Here is a 14686-nt window from a genome sequence, read left to right as displayed (position 1 = left end):
GCCGTCGCCCCCCTCCGAACGACGCCGCCGATCAGGCGAGGCCGAACGCCTCCAGCTCGTCGTCGGTGAGCAGCCGGGAGCGGATCAGGAACCGGACCCCCTCGGGGGCCTCCAGCGAGAACCCGCTGCCCCGGCCGCGCACGACGTCGATGGTCAGGTGCGTGTGCTTCCAGTACTCGTGCTGCGCCGCCGACATCCACACCGGAACCGCTTCCCCGTCCACCTCCAGGTCTCCGAGGTGGACGTCCGACCCGCCGGTGCGGAACTCCCCCGCCGGGTAGCACATCGGGGCGCTGCCGTCGCAGCACCCGCCGGACTGGTGGAACATCAGCGGACCGTGGTCGGCCCGGAGGCGGCGCAGCAGCTGCGCCGCCTCCGGTGTCACGGCGACCCTGGCGGGCTCCATCAGAAGAAGCCCAGCTTGTCCGGCGAGTAGCTGACCAGCAGGTTCTTGGTCTGCTGGTAGTGCTCCAGCATCATCTTGTGGTTCTCGCGGCCGATGCCGGACTGCTTGTAGCCGCCGAAGGCCGCGTGCGCCGGGTAGGCGTGGTAGTTGTTCACCCACACCCGGCCGGCCTGGATCTCGCGACCCGCGCGGTAGGCGGTGTTGGTGTCGCGCGACCACACCCCGGCACCCAGGCCGTAGAGGGTGTCGTTGGCGGTCTTGATCGCGTCGGCGTAGTCGTCGAAGCGAGCGACCGAGACGACGGGCCCGAAGATCTCCTCCTGGAAGATCCGCATCTTGTTGTGGCCCTCGAACACCGTCGGCTGCACGTAGTAGCCGCCGGAGAGCTCGCCGCCGAGGTCGGCCCGCTCGCCACCGGTGAGGACCTTGGCGCCCTCCTGCTTGCCGATGTCGAAGTACGACAGGATCTTCTCCAGCTGGTCGTTGCTGGCCTGCGCGCCGATCATGGTGTCGGTGTCCAGCGGGTTGCCCTGCTTGACCGCCTTGGTGCGCTCCACGGCCTCGCCGAGGAACTTCTCGTAGATGCCGCTCTGGATCAGCGCCCGCGACGGGCAGGTGCACACCTCGCCCTGGTTGAGCGCGAACATCGTGAACCCTTCGAGCGCCTTGTCGTAGAAGGCGTCGTTGGCCGCGGCCACGTCGTCGAAGAAGATGTTCGGGCTCTTGCCGCCCAGCTCCAGCGTCACCGGGATGATGTTCTCGCTGGCGTACTGCATGATCAGCCGTCCGGTGGTGGTCTCACCGGTGAAGGCGATCTTGCCGATCCGGTTGCTGGAGGCCAGCGGCTTGCCCGCCTCCACGCCGAAGCCGTTGACCACGTTGAGCACGCCCGCGGGCAGCAGGTCGCCGATGATGCTGACCAGCACGTGGATCGAGGCCGGGGTCTGCTCGGCCGGCTTGAGCACCACGGCGTTGCCCGCGGCCAGCGCGGGAGCCAGCTTCCAGACGGCCATCAGGATCGGGAAGTTCCACGGGATGATCTGGCCGACGACGCCCAGCGGTTCGTGGAAGTGGTAGGCCACCGTGTTGTCGTCGACCTCGCCGAGGCTTCCCTCCTGCGCGCGGATCGCTCCGGCGAAGTAGCGGAAGTGGTCGATGGCCAGCGGGATGTCGGCGGCCAGGGTCTCGCGGACCGGCTTGCCGTTCTCCCAGCTCTCGGCGACCGCCAGCCGCTCCAGGTTCGCCTCCATGCGGTCGGCGATCCGGTTGAGCACGTTGGCCCGCTCGGCGACCGAGGTGCGGCCCCAGGCCGGGGCCGCGCCGTGCGCGGCGTCCAGCGCGCGCTCGACGTCGTCGGCGGTCCCCCGGGCGATCTCGGTGAAGTCCGCACCGGTCACCGGCGTCGGGTTCGCGAAGTACCCGCCCTTGGCCGGGGCCACGTACTCACCGCCGATGTAGTGGTCGTAGCGGGATTCGTAGGCCACGACGCTGCCCTGCGTACCCGGCGCTGCGTACTTGGTCATGCGTTGCCTCCTGCACGAGAACTTCCGTTGTCGCGCGGAATCGTGTCGCGCCTCACGTTGCAACGAGGTTGCACCGACCGGGTGCCTGACCGAACGGACGGTTTTGGTCCTGGTGGCGGGTGGCGCTCTTGTCCCCGGCGTCGGCGCGTGGTCATCATGTGACCTCACGCGTCGACGCCGACGTCGGGACTGGAGGCAGGGTGCGCACCGAGGAGGATCCCACCAACGCGACGATGCTGGCCGACCCGCTGGAGTACGCATCGCTGCTGGGACGCGTGTGGGACGCGGTGCTGCGCGGCGACCGCGCGCCCCGCTCACCGCGGACGCTGGTCTCGGAGTCCTGGCAGCGTTCGCTGGCCGCCGAGGTCGACCCCGACTCCTGCGAGGCACCGGTGGTCTGCGAGCGCGACGAGGTCCGCGACATGCGCACCGAACACCCCCTGGCCGCAGCGATTCCCGTGCTGCGGCAGACCGTGCTCGACGTCGCCGACGAGGCGATGCACGTGATGATCGTGACCGACCGGGACGGGCTGATCCTCTGGCGCGAGGGCAACTCCGAGGTCCAGCGGCGCGCCGACCGGGTGCGGCTGAGCGAGGGAACCCGGTGGGCCGAGGAGGCCATCGGCACCAACGCGATGGGAACCACCCTGGCGGTGGGAAAACCGGTGCAGATCTACTCCGCCGAGCACCTGGTGCGCACCTACCACGACTGGACCTGCGCGGCGAGCCCCATCCACGACCCCGACACCGGTGACGTGCTGGGATCGGTGGACATCAGCGGGCCGCTGCGCACCGTGCACCCGGCGATGGTGTCGCTGGTCAGCGCCGCCGCGCAGCTGGCCGAGAGCCACCTGCGCGCGCGGATGGCCGCGCGCGACGAGCAGCTCCGGGCCCGCAACATGCCGCACCTGCGGGCGCTGCGGGGCGAGGCGGGCGCGCTGCTGACCCGCACCGGGCGGGTGCTGGCGGTGGAACCTGGGGCGTCGCTGCTGCCCGAGCGCGTCGACGTCACCGACGGCCGGGTCACGCTCGCCGACGGCCGCGAAGCGGTGCTGGAGCGGCTCGCCGAGGGATACCTGCTGCGGCTGCCCGGTTCGTCGGCGGCGCGGACCCGTCCGCGTCCCGTGCTGTCGTTGTCGTTCCTGAACTCCGCCGGGCCGCGCGCAGTGCTCGACGGGCGCGACGTTCCGCTGTCGTTGCGGCACGCGGAGATCCTGACGCTGCTGGCGATGCGTCCGGCCGGCCTGACCGCCGACCGGCTGGCGTTCCAGCTCTACGGCGAGCGCGGCAACCCGGTGACCGCCCGCGCGGAGATCCACCGGTTGCGCACGCACCTGGGCGAGCACGTCATCGCCACCAAGCCCTACCGGTTGCAGGCGGCGGTCGACGCGGACTTCCTCACCGTGCGCCGCGCTCTGCACGACGGCGACATCCGCACCGCCTCGGAGACCTACCGGGGCCCGCTGCTGGAGGCCAGCGAGGCGCCCGCGATCCGCGACGAGCGGGAGGAGCTGTTCGCGTCGCTGCGCAACGCCGTCCTCGACCGCGGGGACGTGGCGGCGCTGTGGGCGCTGTTCCGCGACCACCCGACCGACGACCTGGAGATCCTGGGCCAGCTCGCGCACCGACTCCCCCACCACGACTCCCGCCGACCGCTGGTCACCGCCCGAATGCAGCAGGTCCTCGCCGGCGAGCCCTGATCAGGCCCGCAGACCGGCGAGCATGACCTCCACGACCCGCTGGACCGACTCCACGCCTCCCGGGGCCGGCAGGTGCGACGACAGTGCGCCCTCGACCATCTCGCAGATCAGGGCCAGGTCGTCCGGGCCGACGTCGCTGCGGATGATCCCGGCCTCCTGCGCCTCGCGCAGTCCCGGGGCCAGGATCGAGACCAGCTGACCGGCGTACCGGCGCTGGTCGGCGGGCGGGAGCTCGCGGAACAGCCGCACCAGCGGGCGCCGCGAGATCTGCTCGTCGAACAGCTCCTCCAGCACCTCGATGAAGTCGCACTCGGCGACGAGCTCGCGCAGGAGGTGCAGCTTGCTCTCGGCCACTGCGAGCCCGAGGGCGTAGCGGTCGGAGAAGTGCCGGTAGACGGTGGCGCGGCCCAGTCCGGAGCGGCGGGCGATCTCCGACAGCGGCACCAGGTCGACGTCCTCGGCGAAGGCCTCATCGGCGGTGCGCAGGATGGCCTCGCGGTTGCGGCGCGCGTCGGTACGGCGAGAGCTCAGCACCGCTCACCTCCGACAGGCCACACGAGGACTCAACTTACTAGCCAGTAGTGAGATCGTCGACCAGTTCAATGTCTCGTTTTGGCTCCATAAGCTCCCGGCTCAGTCGACGACGACGCCTGCCGTGGAGGTACCGCATGCCCGAACTCAGCCGCCGCACCCTGCTCGCCGGAACCGCCGCGGCGACAGGCCTGTCCCTGCTGGGCCCGTACGCGAACGCCGCCAGCCGCGTGCCCCTCACCCGCGAGGAGCACCGGGTGGTCGTCATCGGATCCGGGTTCGGCGGTGGCGTGACGGCACTGCGGTTCGCCCAGGCCGGGGTCCCGGTGCTCGTGCTGGAACGGGGCAAGCGCTGGCCGACCGGCCCGAACGCCGACACCTTCCCCACCTTGGCCTCACCGGACGAGCGGTTCTTCTGGCTGGGTTCGGGCCCGTCGCTGTTCGGGTTCTCCCCGCCGCCGTTCGAGCGCTACACCGGTCTGCTGGAGCGCGTGACCGGCAACGGCATGGACATCATGTGCGCGGCCGGGGTCGGCGGCGGATCCCTGCTCTACCAGGGCATGACGCTGCAACCGACCGAAGAGGTCTTCAACGCCAACATGCCCGAGCGGCTCGACTACGCCCGCATGGACCGCATCCACTACCGGCGGGTCGCCGAGATGCTGGGGATCGCCACCGCCCCTGACGAGCTGATCAACAGCGAAACCTACGCCGCCTCGCGGATCTTCGCCCGCAACGTCGAGCGGGCCGGCTTCTCGGTGGAGAAGATCCCGATGCCCATCGACTGGGACTACGCGCTGCGCGAGCTCCGCGGCGAGATGAAACCCTCCTACACCAACGGTGATTGCGCGTTCGGCGTGAACAACGGCGGCAAGCACTCCGTCGACGTCACCTACATCGCCCAGGCCGAGGCCACCGGCAAGGTCACCGTCGCCGAGCAGCACAACGTCACCGACGTCGCCAAGACCCGCGACGGCCGCTGGCAGGTCCACGTCGACCGCATCGCCACCGACGGCACCGTGCTGGAGCAGAAGATCATCACCACCGGTGCTCTGGTGATGGCAGCGGGCACGGCCGGCACCACCCGGTTGCTGATGCGCGCCGCCGCCAAGGACCAGATCCCGGACATGCCCGACGGTCTCGGCTCCAACTGGGGTTCCAACGGCGACCGCATCTACACCTGGACCAACTTCACCGACGACTTCGGCGCGCCGCAGGGCGGCCCGGTGATCTACGGCAGCAAGGAGTGGGACGACCCGACGCTGGCCAACACGGTCATCCAGGCGTCGCTGCCGCCGACGCCGAACCTGCGCACCACGATGCTGGTCGGCTACGGCGTCAGCTCCGGACGAGGCCGGTTCGTCTACGACTCGGCCAAGGACGACGCCGTGCTGGACTGGCCGTCGCAGGCGGATTCGGTGCTGGCCGAGCGCATCGACGAACGCGTCGCCGCGGTCGCGGGCAACGGCTCGGTCCGGCTCGACACCACCTCGCTGGTGCCCAACACCTGGCACCCGCTGGGCGGCGCGTCGATGAACGTGGTCTGCGACCTCGCCGGCCGGGTGCAGGGCCACCGCGGGCTCTACGTCCTCGACGGCGCCCTCATGCCGGGCAACACCGCCGCCTGCAACCCGTCGATGACCATCGCAGCCGTGGCCGAACGCGCCACCGACGAGCTCCTCGCCCAGGACGCCGGCGTCGTCTTCTAGCGGTCTCGCCCCGCGCCACCGAGGTGGCGCGGGGCGAGGTCTCACCTCGCGGCGTGCGAGGCGTCGAGGAACTCCTCCCGGTGGATCTTGCGAGGAGCCATCCGCCGGCGCTTGAGCGCCTTGACCCCCGCCTCGACCATCCCCGGCGGTCCGCACAAGTAGGCGCTGAGTCCCCGGCAGGACTGGAAGTCCGCCAGCACCACGTCGGTCACGAGCCCGGTCGCACCCTCCCAGTCCTCTTCGGACAGGCACGGCCGGTACCCGAAGTTCGGGTGCTCGCGCGCCAGGTCCTCGAAGAACTCGACGTCGTAGAGGTCCTGCCTGCTCCGACCGCCGTGGTAGAGGTGCAGTTCCGGGGCGAGGTCGTGGGCCAGCGCGTGCCGCACGATCGACTTCAGCGGCGCCAGCCCGGTGCCCCCGGCGATGAGGATCGCCGGTTCCTCCTGCGCCACGGGCATTCCGAAGTCCCCGAGCGGCCCCTTGAACTCGACGCGCTCCCCCACCGCCAGGCTTGCGAACATCCAGCCGTCGGTGGCGATCCCGCCGGGAGTGCGGCGGACGTGGAACTCCAGGCGCGAGGTCTCCGACGGCGGGTTGGCCATGGAGTACTGCCGCGCCACATCTGTTCCGGGCACTCGGATCTCGGTGTACTGCCCGGGGTTGAAGGCCATCGGTTCGTCGAGCTCGACGACCAGCCGCCGGACGTCCCGAGCGATGTCGTCGAGCACCACCACGGTCCCGGTGTGGTCGCGCAGCGGGTGGCGCGGCACCCCGTCGTCGGGGTCGACCTGCTCGACGGGTTCCAGCACGAGCCCGGACATCGGCGTGGCCTGGCAGCCCAGGGCGATCCCGGACTCCCGTTCCTCCGGGGTGAGCGTGTACTCCGAGGATTCGCGGTGGTCGACCTCGCCGGAGAGCACCTTCACCTTGCAGCTGCCGCAGGTCCCCTGCGTGCAGGAGTGCGGCAACCAGATGTCGTCGCGCAGGCAGGACTCCAGGATCGACTGCCCCGCAGGGCATGTCGTCGACCGGTCCAGCGGATCGATGCGGACCTCGTGGGTCATCTCGGGCGCGGCCATCACACCTCCCACACGGCGTGCAGCTCGACCGGTCCGCGGAAACCCCAACCCCAGAAGTCCACCTCGTGGTCGGTGTCGGGCTCCAGGTTCGGGATCGCCTCGAACAGCTCCTCCAGCGCGATGCGCACGACCTCGGTCGCGAAGTACGTTCCCGCGCAGGCGTGCTTGCCCGCGCCGAAGGCCAGGTTCGGCACCGGGGTGCGGTCCAGGTCGAACACCGCTGGCGAGCTGTAGTCGTTCTCGTCGTGGTTGGCCGAGCCGTAGGACATCATCACCACCGAACCGGCGGGCAGCTCGATGCCGTCGATGGTCATGTCCTGGTGGTTGCGCCGCGCCACCGCCGACCAGATCGGCGAGGTCCAGCGCACGCCCTCGGTGATCGCCCTGCGCACCAGCGACGGGTCGTCGATGACGCGTTCCAGCTGGTCGGGGCGGGTGAACAGGCCCGCGATGGTGGAGGCCATCGCGTGTCCCGGCTCCTGCATCGCCCCGAGCAGGAACACGAAGAGGTTCGGGTAGATGATCTCGCGGTCGCGGACCTCGCCGGGTGGCATGCCGTCGTGCAGCCAGTGCGACAGCGCGCTGTCGTCGGGCTCGACGGTCCAGGCGTCCAGCAGCGGGTCCACCACCGCGCGGATCTCGGCCTTGGCCTCGTCACCGGGCGTGAAGCCGTCCGGGTTGGCCCAGTCGCCGTTCTCGTCGACACCGGCGTTGGTGAACGACGCGCTGAGCTTGCGGAACCACTCGCGCAGCTTGTCCGAGCTCACCGACCGCAGGCCCATCAGGTCGCCGAGGCTGCGCACGCTGACCGGCTCGCAGAACTGCGACACCAGGTCCGCCTCGCCGTCGTTCTCGAACGCCTCCAGGTAGCGGCGGGCGATCGGTCGGGCCAGGCCGTCGACGTAGCGGTCCACCTCGCTGGGCTGCAGCCCCGGGTCGACCATGGCGCGCAGGTCGTCGTGCTCCGCGCCGTTGGCGTCCAGCACCGCCGGGTCGCCGAAGGTGCGGCGGCCGGCCGGGGCGATGACGCCCTCGAAGTCGCTGTCGTCGGTGCCCGCGATCCGCTTGCACATCTCCTTGGTGGAGGCCACCCAGCAGCCCAGCGCCGGGACGTAGGCCAGCGGGGCTTCGGCGCGAAGGCGCTCGTAGAACGGGTACGGGTCGCGCTCCAGCTGCTCCATCGTCACGTCCGCGATCCAGCTCGGCGTGGTCATCGTCATCGCAATTCCTCCTGCGCGCTCGCAGTTCGGGAGATCGGTTCCTTCCGCAGCGGATCCGCCGATCGCCGTCCGGGCGGTGTCAGCAGGAAAAACACCACGGTTCGGCAGGATCGGTCGAGCCGCTGGGCGCGGTGCCGGGACGGATTGCGCGACGAATCGGGACTCACCCGCTCCCAGCGCTTAACCATCGCGTTCCCGGCCGGTTTAATCCCTGGCAAGCCGGCTCAAGGACGAGGGGGCGAGATGGTGACCGGAACGTCGGAGGAGGCCGTCCGCCGGGCGGCGACGCGCGATTGGAGCGAGGCGATCCGCGCCGTCACCGGCGCCTACTTCCCGCACGAGCTGCGCCCGCTGTCGCCCACCGACCGGCTCGACCTGTCGATGCACACCGTGGACCTGGGGCCGGTGACCGTCGGCCGGATCGGCTGGGGCGTGGACGTGGCCATCGACTGCGCCTATCCCGACGCCTACGAGGTCAACATGCCGCTGGCCGGCCGCCTGGAGTCCCGGCACGGCCGCGACCAGGTGGTTTCCGGCGAGGGCACCGGCACGATCTTCCCGCCCAACCGCACCACGCCGATCACCCGCTGGTCGTCGGAGTGCACCGTCGTCGGGGTCAAGTTCGACCGCGCCTGCCTGGAACGCGAGGCCGATCGCGTGCTGGCCGCTCCGCTGCCCGGCGGACTGGACCTGCCCGCGCAGATCGACCGGCGCAGCGCGGCCACCCGCGGCTGGCTGCACTTCGTCCGCAACCTCACCGCGGATCTGGGCGAGACCGACGCGATGCTGTGCGACGACGTCCTCAAGCGGCAGCTGTCGAGCACGATCATGACGGGATTCCTCCTGGCCATGCACCCCGACCGGCGCAGCTCCGCACCCGCCCGGCCGCGCATCGTCAACCGCGTCCTGGACCGGCTCCGCGAGAACCCCGCGCGCGCGTGGACGGCGGCCGAGATGGCCGAGATCGCCGGTGTCAGCGTCCGCCGCCTGCAGGAGGGCTTCCAGGAGTACGTGGGCGCGACGCCGTCAGCGTGCCTGCGCGACATCCGGCTCGCCCGAGCCCACGAGGACCTGGTGGCGGCGAGCACGTCCACGGTCGCCGAGGTGGCGGCGCGCTGGAACTTCACCAACACCGGGCGCTTCGCCGCCGCCTACCGCGACAAGTACGGCTGCGCGCCCTCCACCACCCTGCAGGCGTAACCCTCGAATTTCGCGAGAAATTCGACTCCGAAAGTTTGGCGTCGAATTTCGCGCGAAATTCGGTGGTCCTCCCCCTCCCGGGTGAGCGCGGGCTGCGGGAGGGCTTGCGCGGCGGATGTGAGGACACCTGGCGGCTTCCGCCGTTGACTGTCGACAGCGGGCTATCATCGCCTCCGTGGTGGACGAGGGTTTGCGCAGTTTGGATCGCTTGACCTTGCGGGAGCGCGCGCTGGTGGCGCTGCGCGAGGCGATTCTGACCGGGCGGTACGGGCCGGGTGATCACCTCGGCGAAGTCGAGATCGCTTCGCAGCTGTCGATCAGCCGCGGCACGGTGCGCGAGGCGCTGCGCCATCTCCAGCAGGAAGGCCTGGTCACGCCCGGCGTTCGCGGCATGCTGCGGGTGCGCAGCCTGTCGCCGAACGAGATCGACGAGCTGTTCCGGGTCCGCTGCGCGCTGGAGGGCCAGGCGGTCGCCGAGATCGTCGAGTCCGACCGGCTGGCGCAGGTGGTCGGCGAGCTGCACTCGGCGCTGGACAAGCTCGAGGCGGCGACCGGCGACCTCAGCGAGCAGCTGGAAGCCGACCTCGCCTTCCACGCCCAGCTGTGCGAGCTGTCGGGCAACTCGATCCTGCTCGACACCTGGCGGCACCTGGAGGGCCCGATCCGGGTGGTCGTGATGAGCGCGTCCACCGAGAACCGGCGCTTCCCGATGTCCGCCGACCACCACCGGCCGATAGTCGAGGCCGTCGAACGCGGCGACGCCGACACCGCCGTGCGCGTGCTCCGCGAGCACATGCAGGCCGCGGTCACGCTGCTCAACAGCAAGAGCTGAACCTGAGCGCGGGGCGGAAAATCCGTCCTTGACACGCCCCCGACCGGACTTATGATGACTGTCAACATTGACTGTTGACACTCAACATTCAGCCACCCGGTCAAGGAGGATCGCGATGGCAAGCTCCCCATCCCGGGCGTCGGTGCACGGCAGCCCGGAGAAGTTCAGAGTCGCCGTCGGCTGCGGCGTCGGCGCGACCATCGAGACCTACGACTTCATCGGCTTCGGAACCGCCGCCGCCCTCTACTTCGGCGACGCGTTCTTCCCCGGCTCCGACCCCCTGTCGGCCTCGCTGATGTCCTTCGCGACCCTCGGCGTCGGCTTCGCAGCGCGTCCGCTGGGCGGCATCATCGCAGGTCACCTGGGTGACCGCATCGGACGCAAGCCGGTGCTGGTGTCCTCGCTGCTGCTGATGGGCATCGCCACCGTGCTCATCGGCTGCCTGCCCACCTACCAGCAGGTCGGCATCTGGGCGCCGGTGCTGCTGGTGGCCGTCCGCATCGTGCAGGGCCTCGCCTTCGGCGCGGAGTGGGGCGGCGCCATCCTGATGACCTTCGAGCACGCGCCCTGGCGCAAACGAGGTCTCTACACCGGCATCACGCAAGCCGGGTTCCCCGTCGGCCTGCTGCTGGCGAACCTGGCGTTCCTGCTCAGCGCCGGACTCGGCGGCACGCTGACGTGGCGGGTCCCGTTCCTGCTCTCGGCGGTGCTGATCGTGGTGGGCATCCTGATCCGCCTCAAGATCGACGAGTCGCCGGAGTTCGAGGAGCTCAAGGACTCCGGCGAGGTCGCGCGCAACCCGATCCTGGAGGTGCTGCGCGACGACTGGCGCAACGTGCTGCGCACGTTCTGCCTGCGCGTGGTCGAGACCGCGGGCTACGCGGTGTCGGTGACGTTCATGCTGTCCTACTTGGAGCTCGACACCTCGCCCACCTCGGGGTCCCTGAGCCTGCTCGCGCTGACCACGGCCGCGGGGGTCGGGATCCTGGCCACCACGCTGTGGGGGCACTTCTCGGACGTCTTCGGCAGGCGCCCGATCTACCTGCTGGGATGCGTGGCCGCCGTGGCGTGGGGCGTGCCGATGTTCTTGATGGCCAACACCGGCTCCGCGGTGCTGATCGTGATCGCCTTCGTGATCAGCTACGCGCTCTGCCAGAACTCGCTGGCCGGAGTCCAGGGCGCCTGGTTCTCCGAGCTGTTCGAGACCAAGACCCGCACCGCCGGCGCATCCCTGGCCTACCAGATCTCCGCGGTCGTCTCGGGTTTCACGCCGATGATCGCCACCGCCCTGTACGCCCAGGCCGGCTGGCTCGGACCGGCGCTGCTGTTCAGCGGCTACGGCGTGCTGGGCCTGGTCGCGGCGGTGCTCACCCGCGAGACGTGGGGCCCTGTCCAGAAGGCGGAGGTCGCGGCCGTCGAGCGCGCCGCCACCGGCAAGGAGGAAGCAGTTGTCTGATCGAACGCGCAAGATCGCGGAGTCGGCGCGCCGCATCCGCAAGAACGCCCTGGACATGGGCGAGCTCCAGGGCCAGGGCTACATCGCCCAGGCGCTCGGCGTCGCCGACGTGCTGGCGGTGATGTACTCCGACCAGCTGCGGTTCCGGCCCGACGATCCGGAGTGGGAGGACCGCGACCGGTTCCTGCTGTCCATCGGTCACTACGCCATCGCGCTGTACGCGGCGCTGGCCGAGGCCGGGGTGATCGACACCGACGAGCTGCAGACCTACGCCGCCGACGACTCGCGGCTGCCGATGTCGGCCATGGCCAGCTACACCCCCGGCGTGGAGATCTCCGGCGGCTCGCTCGGGCACGGGCTCGGCGTGGCCGTCGGGATGTCGATCGGCTTGCGCCACAAGGGGAATCCCGCTCGGGTGTACAACCTGCTCTCCGACGGCGAGCTGGACGAGGGTTCGACCTGGGAGGCGGCGCTGGCCGCCTCGCACCACGGGCTGGACAACCTGATCGCCCTCGTCGACGTCAACGCGCTGCAGGCCGACGGCCCGACGGTCGACGTGCTGCGCACCGAGCCGATCCAGGCCAAGTGGGAGTCCTTCGGCTGGAACGCCGTCCGCGTCGACGGCAACGACATCGACGCCCTGGTGGCAGCGCTGGACGAGCTGCGCGAGCACCGGGGTTCGCCATCGGTGCTGATCTGCGACACCCGGGTCGGCCGAGGCGTCCCGTTCCTGGAAACTCGGGAGAAGGCGCACTTCATGCGGGTCGAGCCGCACGAGTGGCAACTGGCACGCGACCACCTGCAGGAGGCCGGGGCATGACGACCGCGACGAAGAAGGCCACCACGTCGGCGATGATCGCCTCGTTCGCCGACGAGGGCCAGAAGACCACCAAGGCCCCGTTCGGGCACGCGCTCGCCGGGCTCGCCGAGCAGCGCCAGGACGTCGTGGGGCTCTCGGCGGATCTCGCCAAGTACACCGACATGCACGTCTTCCGCGACGCCCACCCGGAGCGGTTCTTCCAGATGGGCATGGCCGAGCAGTCGCTGCTGGCGGCGGCCGCGGGGATGGCCGAGGTCGGCCTGACTCCCTTCGCCTCGACCTATTCGGTGTTCGCGACCCGCCGCGCCTACGACTTCCTGTGCCTGGACATCGCCGAGCCGGGGCTCAACGTCAACGTCATCGGCGGACTCCCGGGGCTGACCACCGGGTACGGACCGAGCCACCAGGCCACCGAGGACGTCGCGATCCTGCGCGGCATCCCGGGGCTGACCATCGTGGACCCGTGCGACTCGGTGGACATCGAGCAGGCGGTGCCGCAGCTGGCCGACTCCCCCGGCCCCACCTACCTGCGGTTGCTGCGCGGCGCGGTGCCGACGGTGCTCGACGAGTACGACTACCGCTTCCAGCTGGGCAAGGCCGCTGAGCTGCGCACCGGCCGGGACGTGCTGATGATCTCGAGCGGGCTGATGACGATGCGCGCCCTGTCGGCCGCCGCTGAGCTCGCCGCCGATCACGTCGACGTGGCCGTGCTGCACGTGCCGACCATCAAACCCCTCGACCGGCAGGCGATCCTGGCCGCCGTCGGAGGGGACCGGCTGGTGGTGACGCTGGAGAACCACACGGTCGTCGGGGGTCTGGCCGAGTCCGTCGCGTCCTGCCTGGCCTTCGCCGGGGTGGGTGAGCGCATCGTGCCGATCGGCCTGCCCGACGAGTTCCTGGCCGCGGGCGCGCTGCCCACGCTGCACGACCGCTACGGGCTCTCGGTGCCGCAGATCCGCGAACGCGTGCTCGCCGAGCTCGGCTGACCCACCAAGGAGATCGCATGACCAACAACCGCACAGCCATCGTCACCGGTGCCGGTTCGCGCCGCGGCATCGGGCAGGGCATCGCGCACGCGCTGGCCGGGCAGGGCTGGAACATCGCCGTCCTCGACCTCGACGAGGCCAGCGCGAAGGACACCGCCAACGCCGTCGTCGAGGCGCACGGCGTGGCCGCGGTCAGCGCGGGCTGCGACGTGACCGACAAGGCTGCCGTGGACGCCGCCGTGTCCGTCGTCGAGTCGGAGCTGCCGGAGATCGGCGCGCTGGTCAACAACGCCGGAATCACCTCCCCCGTCCCGTTCCTGGAGGTCTCCGACGAGGAGTGGGACCGCGTCTTCGAGGTCAACGTCCGGGGCAGCTACCTGATGACCAAGCGGGTCGTCGGTGGCATGGCCGAGCGGGGCTTCGGCCGCGTCGTGAACCTCTCGTCGGTGTCGGCGGAGCGCGGCGGCGGGGTGTTCGGCGGTGTCGCCTACTCGGCGGCCAAGGCCGGGCTGCTCGGGTTCTCCCGCGCGCTGGCCCGCGAACTGGGCCCGTCGGGCGTCACGGTGAACTCGGTGGCCCCGGGCCTGATCGACACCGACATCACGGCCGGCAAGCTCGACCCGGAGCGCAAGGCCGCGATGATCGCCGACATCCCGACTCGCCGCGCCGGTCGGGTGTCCGACGTCGCCGACGTCGTCGCGTTCCTGTGCCGACCGGAATCGGGCTACCTCACCGGTGTCACCTACGACATCAACGGCGGCTCGCACATCCACTGACCGGCCGGTGAGGTCCGCGCGTCGGCGCGGGCCTCACCGCTGGCACAATTCCCGGATGCGCAGGACGTTGTCGATCGTCGCGGCATCGGCCGCCGCGCTGGCCCTGATCCTCCTCGTGGGACCGTCGATCTCGGTGCGCACCGAGATCCTGCACCAGGAGACGTCCCGGGACTCCGGCGTGACCTACGAGCACTCGGGGACCCAGTGGTCCAGCGAGCTCTACCTGGTCGAGCTGTGGCACCTCGCCGGCACCGGCTACGAGCTGCACCTCGGCCCGGACGCCGCGAGCTACTACTACCCGGTCGAGGTCGGCTTCGGCTCATCGCCTCCCGCCATTCGCGAGGTCACCTGGCTGCCGGACGCGGTCGACGTCACCTTCACCACCATGGACACCGTCCACGTCCCGGCGGACAACTTCCGAAGCGTCCGCTGAACCAGGGGTTTTCGC

The 14686-nt window shown here is 70.5% G+C and carries 14 protein-coding genes; 9 read left to right on the top strand and 5 right to left on the bottom strand.

Features of this window, described 5'->3' with window-relative positions:
* Positions 1–31 precede the first annotated feature (31 nt).
* Positions 32–406, bottom strand: a complete 375-nt coding sequence (locus tag E1181_RS13635) for a DUF779 domain-containing protein (RefSeq protein WP_207922138.1) — start codon at positions 404–406, stop codon at positions 32–34.
* Positions 406–1929 carry an aldehyde dehydrogenase gene (adh, locus tag E1181_RS13630; RefSeq protein WP_132674665.1) on the bottom strand — a complete coding sequence of 508 codons (1524 nt, stop codon included), beginning with the start codon at positions 1927–1929 and terminating at the stop codon, positions 406–408. The genes E1181_RS13635 and adh overlap by 1 nt, the downstream gene beginning before the upstream one ends.
* A 200-nt stretch (positions 1930–2129) precedes the next feature.
* On the opposite strand from adh, the gene E1181_RS13625 reads away from it, so the two are divergent.
* The gene (locus E1181_RS13625; protein ID WP_408009799.1) at positions 2130–3629 is read left to right on the top strand and encodes a helix-turn-helix domain-containing protein; all 1500 of its coding nucleotides are present in this window, start codon (positions 2130–2132) and stop codon (positions 3627–3629) included.
* On the opposite strand, the gene E1181_RS13620 is transcribed toward E1181_RS13625, so the two are convergent.
* Positions 3630–4163: a TetR/AcrR family transcriptional regulator gene (locus E1181_RS13620; RefSeq protein ID WP_235876745.1), complete on the bottom strand. Its 534-nt coding sequence runs from the start codon at positions 4161–4163 to the stop codon at positions 3630–3632. It abuts the gene before it with no gap.
* 134 nt (positions 4164–4297) lie between these two features.
* Here E1181_RS13620 and E1181_RS13615 point away from each other — a divergent pair, with 134 nt between their 5' ends.
* Positions 4298–5869 carry a GMC oxidoreductase gene (locus tag E1181_RS13615; RefSeq protein ID WP_132674663.1) on the top strand — a complete coding sequence of 524 codons (1572 nt, stop codon included), beginning with the start codon at positions 4298–4300 and terminating at the stop codon, positions 5867–5869.
* Between the two features lie 41 nt (positions 5870–5910).
* Here the strand turns inward: E1181_RS13615 and E1181_RS13610 are convergent, their stop codons facing one another.
* Both E1181_RS13610 and E1181_RS13605 read right to left on the bottom strand, forming a co-directional pair.
* On the bottom strand, positions 5911–6948 hold the full coding sequence (locus E1181_RS13610; protein WP_235876744.1) for an NADH:ubiquinone reductase (Na(+)-transporting) subunit F: 1038 nt from the start codon (positions 6946–6948) through the stop codon (positions 5911–5913).
* Positions 6948–8168, bottom strand: coding sequence for a cytochrome P450 (locus E1181_RS13605; protein ID WP_132674661.1), 1221 nt, complete (start codon positions 8166–8168; stop codon positions 6948–6950). Before E1181_RS13605 ends, E1181_RS13610 begins: the two co-directional genes overlap by 1 nt.
* A 243-nt stretch (positions 8169–8411) precedes the next feature.
* Here E1181_RS13605 and E1181_RS13600 point away from each other — a divergent pair, with 243 nt between their 5' ends.
* From E1181_RS13600 to E1181_RS13570, 7 genes are all read left to right on the top strand, one after another.
* Positions 8412–9368 (top strand): AraC family transcriptional regulator, encoded by a 957-nt coding sequence (locus tag E1181_RS13600; protein WP_132674659.1) that lies wholly within the window; start codon positions 8412–8414, stop codon positions 9366–9368.
* A gap of 208 nt (positions 9369–9576) precedes the next feature.
* Positions 9577–10200 (top strand): GntR family transcriptional regulator, encoded by a 624-nt coding sequence (locus E1181_RS13595; protein WP_235876743.1) that lies wholly within the window; start codon positions 9577–9579, stop codon positions 10198–10200.
* Positions 10201–10315: 115 nt separating this feature from the next.
* Positions 10316–11656, top strand: a complete 1341-nt coding sequence (locus E1181_RS13590; RefSeq protein WP_132674657.1) for an MFS transporter — start codon at positions 10316–10318, stop codon at positions 11654–11656.
* A complete protein-coding gene (locus tag E1181_RS13585) occupies positions 11649–12476 on the top strand; it encodes a transketolase (protein ID WP_132674655.1) in 828 nt (275 codons plus the stop codon). The genes E1181_RS13590 and E1181_RS13585 overlap by 8 nt, the downstream gene beginning before the upstream one ends.
* Entirely contained in the window at positions 12473–13462 is a 990-nt protein-coding gene (locus tag E1181_RS13580; protein ID WP_132674653.1) for a transketolase family protein, read from the top strand. The genes E1181_RS13585 and E1181_RS13580 overlap by 4 nt, the downstream gene beginning before the upstream one ends.
* Positions 13463–13479: 17 nt before the next feature.
* A complete protein-coding gene (locus E1181_RS13575; RefSeq protein ID WP_132674651.1) occupies positions 13480–14238 on the top strand; it encodes an SDR family NAD(P)-dependent oxidoreductase in 759 nt (252 codons plus the stop codon).
* Between the two features lie 55 nt (positions 14239–14293).
* A complete protein-coding gene (locus tag E1181_RS13570; RefSeq protein WP_132674649.1) occupies positions 14294–14671 on the top strand; it encodes a hypothetical protein in 378 nt (125 codons plus the stop codon).
* Positions 14672–14686 lie beyond the last annotated feature (15 nt).

Origin of the sequence: Saccharopolyspora terrae (genome assembly GCF_004348435.1) — a bacterium.
Taxonomy (GTDB): domain Bacteria; phylum Actinomycetota; class Actinomycetes; order Mycobacteriales; family Pseudonocardiaceae; genus Saccharopolyspora; species Saccharopolyspora endophytica.
The sequence above is the reverse complement of the archived record's forward strand: the minus strand, read 5'-3'. Positions and strand labels throughout refer to the sequence as shown.

Bases quoted from the DNA above. Each gene is read 5' to 3' on its own strand.
- E1181_RS13610 (WP_235876744.1), bottom strand. From the start codon at position 6,948: ATGGCCGCGCCCGAGATGACCCACGAGGTCCGCATCGATCCGCTGGAC.
- E1181_RS13570 (WP_132674649.1), top strand. From the start codon at position 14,294: ATGCGCAGGACGTTGTCGATCGTCGCGGCATCGGCCGCCGCGCTGGCC.
- E1181_RS13600 (WP_132674659.1), top strand. From the start codon at position 8,412: ATGGTGACCGGAACGTCGGAGGAGGCCGTCCGCCGGGCGGCGACGCGC.
- E1181_RS13605 (WP_132674661.1), bottom strand. From the start codon at position 8,168: ATGACGATGACCACGCCGAGCTGGATCGCGGACGTGACGATGGAGCAG.
- E1181_RS13615 (WP_132674663.1), top strand. From the start codon at position 4,298: ATGCCCGAACTCAGCCGCCGCACCCTGCTCGCCGGAACCGCCGCGGCG.
- E1181_RS13635 (WP_207922138.1), bottom strand. From the start codon at position 406: ATGGAGCCCGCCAGGGTCGCCGTGACACCGGAGGCGGCGCAGCTGCTG.
- adh (WP_132674665.1), bottom strand. From the start codon at position 1,929: ATGACCAAGTACGCAGCGCCGGGTACGCAGGGCAGCGTCGTGGCCTAC.
- E1181_RS13590 (WP_132674657.1), top strand. From the start codon at position 10,316: ATGGCAAGCTCCCCATCCCGGGCGTCGGTGCACGGCAGCCCGGAGAAG.
- E1181_RS13575 (WP_132674651.1), top strand. From the start codon at position 13,480: ATGACCAACAACCGCACAGCCATCGTCACCGGTGCCGGTTCGCGCCGC.
- E1181_RS13580 (WP_132674653.1), top strand. From the start codon at position 12,473: ATGACGACCGCGACGAAGAAGGCCACCACGTCGGCGATGATCGCCTCG.